General features: G+C 49.7%; 5 protein-coding genes. 1 reads left to right on the top strand and 4 read right to left on the bottom strand.

Annotated elements, in window-relative coordinates; all coding sequences use genetic code 11:
- The 4 genes from ABYW01_RS12720 to ABYW01_RS12735 all read right to left on the bottom strand — a co-directional run.
- On the bottom strand, positions 1-586 hold a 586-nt coding region (locus ABYW01_RS12720; protein ID WP_372833235.1), incomplete at its 3' end, for a hypothetical protein.
- Between the two features lie 12 nt (positions 587-598).
- The gene (locus tag ABYW01_RS12725; protein ID WP_372833237.1) at positions 599-1,687 is read right to left on the bottom strand and encodes a substrate-binding domain-containing protein; all 1,089 of its coding nucleotides are present in this window, start codon (positions 1,685-1,687) and stop codon (positions 599-601) included.
- A 309-nt stretch (positions 1,688-1,996) separates the two neighbouring features.
- A complete protein-coding gene (locus tag ABYW01_RS12730) occupies positions 1,997-3,178 on the bottom strand; it encodes an acetate/propionate family kinase (protein WP_372833239.1) in 1,182 nt (393 codons plus the stop codon).
- 3 nt (positions 3,179-3,181) lie between these two features.
- Complete coding sequence (locus ABYW01_RS12735; RefSeq protein WP_372833240.1) at positions 3,182-4,120, bottom strand: bifunctional enoyl-CoA hydratase/phosphate acetyltransferase; 939 nt, start codon at positions 4,118-4,120, stop codon at positions 3,182-3,184.
- Between the two features lie 268 nt (positions 4,121-4,388).
- Here ABYW01_RS12735 and ABYW01_RS12740 point away from each other — a divergent pair.
- Positions 4,389-5,551 (top strand): methyl-accepting chemotaxis protein (locus tag ABYW01_RS12740; RefSeq protein ID WP_372833243.1); only part of this gene is annotated, 1,163 nt, incomplete at its 3' end.

Raw genomic sequence — 5,551 nt, forward strand, 5'->3', positions numbered from 1 at the left:
AATAGGATAGTTTTTCTAACAGATATTGATTGTCTGAGAGTTTAATCCCTCCGACCAGCTGACCTATGACCTTGCCTGAGCTTCTGATGTCCAGCGCGGTGGAGTAAACCCCCAGTGTCGTATCGTTAACCTTTATGGTGTTCCAACCATAACTGTCCGTGCCACCACTTCGAATGATCAGATCGCTACAGGACAGATGTTGCAGCTTGGTAAAATAGCCACTGAACAGAAAACACTTGTCTGAGTTTAGGAAGGATACGGCGATAAAGTCATAGCGCACCTTTTCGAACTCCTCTTCCCAGTTCGACAAGGTGTTGAGAAAGTTGTCCAGATCTCCGTGGTAAAAGGATTCGACCATCCTTTCATTGGAACGGATGGTCAGGAAATTTTCCTCGACACCATCGAGATAGCTGCGTAGCCCTGCTTCCAGCCGGATTGCCATGGCAGTGTTATGCGTGTCAATTTGCCGACCGATGATCTCTTTTGAGTCATAGAAGGCATTGATCAGAAAAGCGATCAGGAAGGTGCAGGTTGCCAGCAGCAGCAACATGAACGTGATTGTTTTGAAACGTAAATTGGCGTACATGCCGGTGCCCTTTTACATATCCTTGTTAGAGTATCTGAAGGCCTTATTTTCCACGCGCTTTATCTCATCCAGCGACATACTGTCATCCAGTATGGTGAAGTCCCCTGAGAAGATCAGAGGCACGGCTTTCCCCTCCAGGTCACGCTTTATGGCTTCTGCCATCGACACGCCATTACTGTCATTCATCCGCATCAGTACTACCTGAAGGTTGCCATTGACCAGCTCCTGAATCTCCTCAGATCCACCGCCCCAGCCATTGATGATAATGTCTGGACGCCGGGCCTCCTGGAGCGCGTCAAGGGCGCCAATCGCTGCATCTGTACCGCAAGCATAGATGTACTTAACGTTGGGCGTTTCTGCCAGAATCTGTTGCGTTGCTTTGTAGCCACCTGCGCGGGTCGAATCGGTATAGTAGCTGGACAACAGTGTGTGATAGTTTCCGATCTCTTGGATAAAGGTTAGCCCACGCATCTCACTAACGAGCCCTTTGTTGCGGAAGAGCACCGCATAGGGAGTACCTAGAGGCATACGATTTTTGAAATAACTGGCTAAACGTTTAGCCCCTTCGGTGTGATCAAATCCCGTATACATAAAGGGTTGTTTGTTACCCCAGTCTTTGATTGGGGTCGTGATGTTCTGAAGAATCAGCTTGATATTGGTACCACGAATAAGACGTTCGACCATCGCTTTTTGACGGGCGGAGTCGAGGGTGTAAACCAGATAGTCTGGTGTCCATTCAAGCATCTCTTCAATCTGCTTCACTTGTTTGGATACTTCGGTATAGGGTTTGGTGTAACGGGTCTTCAGTTCATATTCGATACCCAGCTCGTTCATGCGATGCTCAAATGAGGTCACGCTGCGTAGCCAATAACCGGAGTACTGAAAGGATGGGTAGATGATGCCGACTTTTATCTTCTTCGTCTGCCCAGTGATCGGCACCGCATCGTTTCGGACCGCTTCGATCAGCTCGTTGGATGCTAGTTTTTGTATCGGATGAAACTCGTAGTACTCATCATATTTCCAGTAATCGGTGAGTTTCCCTGCCCCAACCACGCTGATATCACTGAGTATCAGAAATACAGTCATGAGTAATCTGACCAATGTTGTTCTCCTTCTGATGTGAGGTGCTTGCGGTCACTGAAATATGAACATCCGCAAACCCGCGTGCTGAGACTGGGTTTTATGGGGCCTATAGTGTGTCAGATAATACTGATTAAGGTTGATGTATACGAAAAATAAACTGGGGCCAACCATTAAACGATTAGCCCCATTTAGGAAACCTGTCCAGAAGCGTTCCGCCTAGGAGCCTGTCCGGCTTGGCCGATCGTTGCGTGAAAATATGGCCAAATTCGAATTTTTCACAGTAGATTAGCGTTAAGTCCGACAGGTTCCTAGATGAGGATTTATACCTCAGCCGTTGAGTACTTCCTCAACATGGATGGAGATCATCGCTTCCTCGTTGGTTGGAATAACGCGGACGATAACGTCAGAGTTGTCGGTACTGATCAACGCGTCGCCGCGATCATTGGCAGCGTTATCGGCCTGTATCCCAAGCCAGCGACTGCGTTCCAGCACACGCTGGCGAAGGTTGGCATCGTTCTCACCGATGCCGCCAGTGAATACCAGTTGCTGCAAGCCCTCTAACGTGGCGCTCAGACGGCCCAGTTCCAGCGCGATGCGATAAGCAAACATATCAATCGCTTCTTCTGCATGGGGATGATCCGCCTGATGCAGCTCCAGCATGTCCGCACTGATACCCGATACCCCCAGCAGCCCACTCTCCTTATTGATGAGCTGCTCCAACGCGTCCAGATCCATATTGTAGTGGCGTGCAAGATAGATCAGCACGCCGGGGTCAATACTGCCACACCGGCTCCCCATTGGCAGGCCGTCTACCGCGGTAAACCCCATAGACGATGCGATAGATTGCCCGTCTTTTACGGCACACATACTGGCACCGGCACCGAGGTGACAAACGACGGTGTTTAGTCGACCGGTGTTAGCGCTTGCCAGCTGCCGTTGGATAAATTCATAAGATAGCCCGTGGAACCCGTAACGATGTACCCCATCGTCGGTAAAGCGTCGTGGCAGCGCGTAACTGCGCTCTATTTTTGGTTGCCCAACATGGAACATGGTATCGAAACAGGCGATCTGGGGCAGTGACGGTTCTAGAATCTGACAGGCCCGAATTAGCTTCAGATTGTACGGCTGATGCAGGGGGGCAAGGGGAACGTATTGTTCCAGCGCCATCAGCAACTGTGAGTTCACACGTACCGGATTGCTGAACTGTTCGCCGCCATGTACCACGCGGTGGCCAAACGCGATGAGTTCACTGTTGCTGACATGTGTCTCGATCCATGACAGAACGTGCTGCAATGCGGCCTGATGACGGTTGTCTCGAAAGGTAGTGGACAGATCCAGTGGAGCTTTTTCAACTAATTGGCCGTCTGCATCGCTAATTTTGCAGCGAGCATCGCCCAGGATATTGCTGAGCTTAAAGATGAAGCGGCATTTCAGACCATCCTTCTGTTGAGCGAAGAGAGCGCATTTGAGACTGGATGAACCACCGTTTACGGTGAGTACTGTTTTCATTGTTTATAGGCCGTTCGGGTGTAGAACCATGTGAGATGCCAGTGCGCAGGACGCAAGGCGTCCCAGTGTTTTTTCCGAGCGGCTGGTCAGAATAATGGGAGCTCTGGCGCCCAGTGCGATACCGGCTGCTTTTGCATCAGCCAGATAGACCAACTGCTTGGCGATCATGTTGGCCGATTCCAGATCCGGTGCCAGTAAAATATCGGCATCACCAGACACCACCGATTTGATATGTTTATCAATTGCGGCTTGTTGGGATATGGCGTTATCAAATGCCAGAGGACCATCCAGAATGCCACCGATAATCTGCTCGCGGTCAGCCATTTTGCATAGCGCGGCCGCATCGATTGTACTCTGAATGTTCGGCTTCACTTTCTCGACCGCAGACAGAATGGCAACTTTAGGCACTGCCACACCCAGTGCGTGACAGAAATCGATCGCATTTTGGGTGATATCACGTTTGGTGAGCAGGTCAGGCGCAATATTGATCGCTGCATCAGTAATGATAATAGGTTTGTGATAGTTTGGTACGTCAAAGACAAAGACGTGGCTTAGACGGCGTTCTGTGCGAATTCCTTTTGTTTTGTGCACGACCGCACTCAGCAATTCTGCTGTACCCAAATTGCCTTTCATCAAGGCGCTGGCATCAGCGACACGGATAAGATCACAGGCGGCTTCAGCGGCAGCATGGCTGTGCGGGGTGTCGATGATTTCATAGGGTGTAATGTCGAGCTTATTGCTCTCGGCAGCGGCTTTTATTTTGCTTTCCGGCCCGACCAGAATGGGTTCGATCAAGCCTTGCTCTGCGGCTTCAACTGCGCCAACCAGACTGTTTTGATCAACAGGATGAGCAACGGCAGTACGAATGGGAGGGGCTTTTATGGCCTGCTCGATGAAGAACTCCAGCTGATCGTGAAGGGGAGGCTTCTCATTAATAATCATCGTGCTCAGTTTCCTTGTTTCAGGGGAACAATCGGTAGTGTTGCCCGGTTCGCTTTTGTCTGTCTTTAGACTCAAGGCTAGGTAAATTCTATTAAATGATTATGACGCAGTGCAATATTAACACTTGTTGATATACATCTTTCGCTTAACTCTCCGGCATATCTGCCGAGATAACATAAGTATTGGTACTCAGCAGTATTGCTACTAAGCTAATAACCTTGAACCAGCCAGTGTTGGATGGGTTTTGTTGTAATCGGAGATCTTCATTATGAAAAACGGTATGGCCCAACTCATCGACAGTATCCTGAGTGGTCTAGGCTGTCGTACGTTGAACCAACAGTTTCTCCTGTCGTATGCAATCATCTTCCTGCTAGCGGCGATGTCAGGGGTTTCGCTCTATATGAGTATGGCAATTGATCCAAACACCATTAATGTGGCGGGTCGACAGCGAATGCTCAGTCAGCGAATTGCCAAAGAAGCGATGCTGGTGGAAGCCAAAATCGAGCAGCGTGCAGTGTTGGAAAAAACCATCAAACTGTTCGAACGCTCCCACAATGCGATTGTTGCAGGTGATTCTGCGCAGAATATGAAGCCGATATCCAATCCGGACATTCTGGCACAAATGCAGAAGGTCAACGGCTTGTGGATGACCTACAAAAATATGTTGTTGCAGCACATTGAGAGCGCGACACCCGAGACACTGAGGCAGATTCATAAGCAATCGCCTGTTGTGTTGAAGGAGATGAATAAAGCGGTCGTGATGATGACTCAGGAGTCGGGCAGCATCACCCGTATGCAGCTCATGATCTCCTTCGTTTGTGTCGTAGCGATTTTGTTCCTGGTGATCATGGGACGTATGTTTGGTCTGCGCATGTTGATGGATAACATCATGCGATTAGAACGTCGTATGAAGCAGGTGGGCGACGGTGATTTCAGCCACCGTTTTGATATTGTCCGGGCAGATAACGAAATCGGTAAGCTTTTTAAGTGTTACAACGACATGTTGCAACACGTCAGTGAGTTGATGTCTAAAGTCCAGCAGGTTGCCTCGAACACCGATCAGCATGTGAATCGGGTGGTGAATGCGACGGCTGATACTGAACGGGGCGTAGGGCGTCAATACGATGATCTGGAGCAGATTGCGGCGGCGATGACCGAGATGTCTGCGACGGTTCAAGAGGTGGCTAAGAACGCCATTGAAGCGGAGCGGGCAGCCGGTGAAACGGATAAACAGGCTCATCAGGGTGGTGAGGTTGTGGAGCGCTCTGAGCAGCAAGCAACCGAGATGTTGCAGATGCTGAAAGATACTGAAGAGATGTTGTTGCAGCTGGAAACTGAAACTCAGGCTGTTGATCAGGTTACTTCGGTGATCAATGATATTGCTGAACAGACCAATCTACTGGCCTTGAATGCAGCGATCGAAGCGGCGCG

It is taken from the genome of Pontibacterium sp., from assembly GCF_041587635.1.
Taxonomy (GTDB): domain Bacteria; phylum Pseudomonadota; class Gammaproteobacteria; order Pseudomonadales; family Balneatricaceae; genus Pontibacterium.

Bases quoted from the DNA above. Each gene is read 5' to 3' on its own strand.
- ABYW01_RS12735 (WP_372833240.1), bottom strand. From the start codon at position 4,120: ATGATTATTAATGAGAAGCCTCCCCTTCACGATCAGCTGGAGTTCTTC.
- ABYW01_RS12730 (WP_372833239.1), bottom strand. From the start codon at position 3,178: ATGAAAACAGTACTCACCGTAAACGGTGGTTCATCCAGTCTCAAATGC.